General features: G+C 73.5%; 3 protein-coding genes. 2 read left to right on the forward strand and 1 reads right to left on the reverse strand.

Annotated elements, in window-relative coordinates; translation table 11 throughout:
* A partial coding sequence (locus tag DQW06_RS02950) for a DapH/DapD/GlmU-related protein (RefSeq protein WP_304598494.1) occupies positions 1-221 on the forward strand: 221 nt, incomplete at its 5' end.
* 181 nt (positions 222-402) lie between these two features.
* Here the strand turns inward: DQW06_RS02950 and DQW06_RS02955 are convergent.
* On the reverse strand, positions 403-2,301 hold the full coding sequence (locus DQW06_RS02955; RefSeq protein WP_232832942.1) for an ABC transporter ATP-binding protein: 1,899 nt from the start codon (positions 2,299-2,301) through the stop codon (positions 403-405).
* 208 nt (positions 2,302-2,509) lie between these two features.
* Here DQW06_RS02955 and DQW06_RS02960 point away from each other — a divergent pair, with 208 nt between their 5' ends.
* A complete protein-coding gene (locus DQW06_RS02960) occupies positions 2,510-3,454 on the forward strand; it encodes a DUF3592 domain-containing protein (protein WP_117197913.1) in 945 nt (314 codons plus the stop codon).
* Positions 3,455-3,507 lie beyond the last annotated feature (53 nt).

Raw genomic sequence — 3,507 nt, forward strand, 5'->3', positions numbered from 1 at the left:
CCACCCACCCGGTGGACCCCGACCAGCGGCGCGACAAGTGGGAGGCGGCCGAGCCGATCACCATCGGCGACAACGTGTGGCTGGGCGGCGGGGTCATCGTCTGCCCGGGTGTGACGATCGGGGAGAACACCGTGGTGGGCGCCGGGGCGGTGGTCGTGCGCGACCTGCCCGCCAACGTGGTGGCCGTCGGCAACCCGGCCCGCGTGGTGCGCCACATCTGACCCGTTTCCGTCCTCGGGGAGGGTTCCGGCACGTCCCCGCGTGCTGACCGGTCACGGAGAACCGTCCCCCGGTGTGGCGCCACCGGGGGACGGGGTCTGCGGCGGCGGAAGCCGGCCCCTTTTCGGGGCGCCCGCCCGAAGGAGGGGGAAGGCTCCGTCCGGGCCTTCCCCCGCAACTCCTCTAGGACACCGCCTGTCCGGCGGAGACCCCCGCGGGGTCGTCGGCGGCGAACTGGGTCCGGTACAGCTCGGCGTAGCGGCCGCCCCGTGCCAGCAGTTCGGTGTGGGTGCCGCGCTCCACGATCCGTCCGGCCTCCACGACCAGGATGGCGTCGGCGGCGCGGACGGTGGAGAGCCGGTGGGCGATGACCAGCGCGGTCCGCCCCTCCAGCGCCTCGGCCAGGGCGGCCTGCACCGCGGCCTCGGAGGTGGAGTCCAGGGCCGAGGTGGCCTCGTCGAGGATGACCACCTCGGGTCCGGCCACCAGCAGGCGGGCGATGGTCAGGCGCTGGCGCTCACCGCCGGAGAAGCGGTACCCGCGCTCGCCGACCACCGTATCCAGACCGTCGGGCAGGGCGGCGACGAGCTGGTCCAGGCGGGCGCGGCGCAGCGCGTCCCACAGTTCCTCCTCCGTGGCCCCGGGCCGGGCCAGCGACAGGTTGGCGCGCACGGTCTCGTGGAACAGGTGCCCGTCCTGGGTGACCATGCCCAGGGTGGCGCGCACGGAGGCGAAGGACAGGTCGCGCACGTCCACCCCCGCCAGGCGCACGGCGCCCGAGTCCACGTCGTACAGGCGCGGGACCAGCTGGGCGATGGTGGACTTGCCCGCGCCGGAGGAGCCCACCAGGGCGACCGTCTGCCCGGGTTCGATCCGGAAGGACACCCCGTGCAGGACCTCGCGCTGCTCGGCGGTGTCCAGGACGGCGACCTCCTCCAGGGAGGCCAGCGACACCCTGTCCGCGGAGGGGTAGGCGAAGGAGACGTCGTCGAACTCCACCGACACGGGCCCGGCGGGGACCTCGCGGGCCTCCTCCCTCTCCTCCACCAGGGGCCGCAGGTCCAGGACCTCGAAGACCCGGCTGAAGCTGACCAGCGCGCTCATCACCTCCACCCGGGCGCTGGCCAGGGAGGTGAGCGGGGCGTACAGGCGGGTCAGGAGCATGCCCATGGACACCACCGTGCCCGCGTCCAGGCGGCCGGTCAGGGCGTAGAAGCCGCCCAGGCCGTAGACCAGGGCCAGGGCGAGCGCGGAGACCAGGGTCAGGGCGGTGAAGAAGACCTCCTGGACCATCGCGGTGCGCACGCCGATGTCGCGGACCCGTCCGGCGCGGCGGGCGAACTCGGCCGACTCCTCCTCGGGGCGGCCGAAGAGTTTGACCAGGGTGGCGCCGGGAGCCGAGAAGCGCTCGGTCATCTGGGTGCCCATGGCCGCGTTGTGGACGGTGCGCTCGCGCTCGATCCTGGCCAGGCGCGCGCCCATGCGGCGGGCGGGCACCACGAACAGCGGCAGCAGCACGAGCGCGAGCAGGGTGATCTGCCAGGACAGGGCGAGCATGACGGCCAGGGCCAGGACCAGGGTGACCAGGTTGCTGAGCACCCCGGAGAGCACGTCGCTGAAGGCGCGCTGGGCGCCGATGACGTCGTTGTTGAGGCGGCTGACCAGGGCGCCGGTGCGGGTGCGGGTGAAGAAGGCGACCGGCATGCGCTGGACGTGGTCGTAGACGGTGGTGCGCAGGTCCAGGATGAGCCCCTCGCCGACCCGGGAGGAGAGCCAGCGCACCACCAGCCCCAGGGCGGCTTCGAGGACCGCGACGGCGGCGATGAGCCCGGCCAGGAACAGCACGGGTTCCAGCGGGCCGCCCTCGGTGATGGCGGTGACGACCCGTCCGGCCAGGAGCGGGGAGGCCACGGTCAGGGCGGCGGTGACCACGCTCAGGGCCGTGAACCAGGCCAGCTGGCGCGCGTGGGGACGCGCGAAGGAGGCGATCCGGCGCAGGACGGGCAGGGAGAAGGGTCGCTGGTCCTCGCGGGCGTGCATGGCGTGGTACATGGAGGTCCACGCGGCCATTTCCATACTCATGGTCGTCCACCGGATCTGTCGGAGTTGGTGACTTGAACCGTAGAACCTCAACAAATGTTGAGGTCAAACTCCCGCCCACCACCGCCCGGGGACCGCTGCGCGGGGGAACGGGACACCCGCGGCCGACACCCGTGCACCGGCTGCGGTGGCCGGATCCGGTCCCCGTACACCTCTTCTCCGGCCGCCGGCGCTCTGGTAGAACGGCCCGGTGGACCCCCAAGGACTCCTCGCGCTCCTCATCCTGGCCCTCTTCTCCGTGTACTCGGTCCACTCCGGCTCCAAGGACCTGTCGGCGGCCCTGAGGGTCCGGCGCGACGCCCGACTCCTGGACCGGACCGGCGTGCGCGTGCGGGGAGTCGTCACATCGGTGCACCCCCTTACCCGGAGTCCCCACGGCCACACCGTCACCGTGGCCTTCCGCGACGCCGACGGCCGGGAGCGGGAGGCGGTCGACACCTCGGGACTGGGCGGATACCTCGTCCGCGAGGGCACCCCGGTCGAACTCCTGCACTCGGCCGACGACCCGCGGCTCGTCCGGGTGGAGAGCGCCGCCCTGCCCGGCTCGGCGTCCGAGCACTACCCGGTCCGCCTCGGACGCCGCCCCGGCGGTGCGAAGGCGATCGCCGCCGCGCTCCTGACGATGCTCGCCGTGCCCGTCTTCACCGCGGTCGTCGTCACGCTGTCCCTGGCCGGCGGGAACGGCGGTGGTCTCCTGCGCTACCTGCCGTTCCTGTTCACCGTCGTCGGCCTCGGCATGCTCCTCTCCGCGACCGTGTCCGCGGTGCGCGACCGCGCGGGCGGCCGGGGCTACACCGGGGAGGCCTACGGGACCGTCACCGACTCCTGGCGGGAGGCCAGCAACGCCACGGTGAACCGCCGCCGCGTGTACACCCACCCGTTCACCGTGCACTTCTCGGCCGGTGACGGGCGCGAGGTGCACCGCCGGTACCGCCGCTCCAGCACCTCCTACCGCCCCGTCGCGGGGCAGAGCGCGCGGGTCAGGTACGACCCCGGGGCCCCGGCGCGCTTCTCCGTGCCCGAAGCCCACCGCTGGGGGTGCGGACCCGGCGCGGTCATGGTCGTCGTCGGCCTGGGCTTCGTCCTCATCGGAACGTTCGTCGGCCTCATGCTCCTGCTGTCGGGTTCCCTCTAGCCAGGCGAGTGGTTCCGTGAGCCGTCCCTCCCCGAGCGGCGCGGCCGCCCGGC

Source organism: Nocardiopsis sp. TNDT3 (assembly GCF_003427465.1).
GTDB lineage: Bacteria > Actinomycetota > Actinomycetes > Streptosporangiales > Streptosporangiaceae > Nocardiopsis > Nocardiopsis dassonvillei.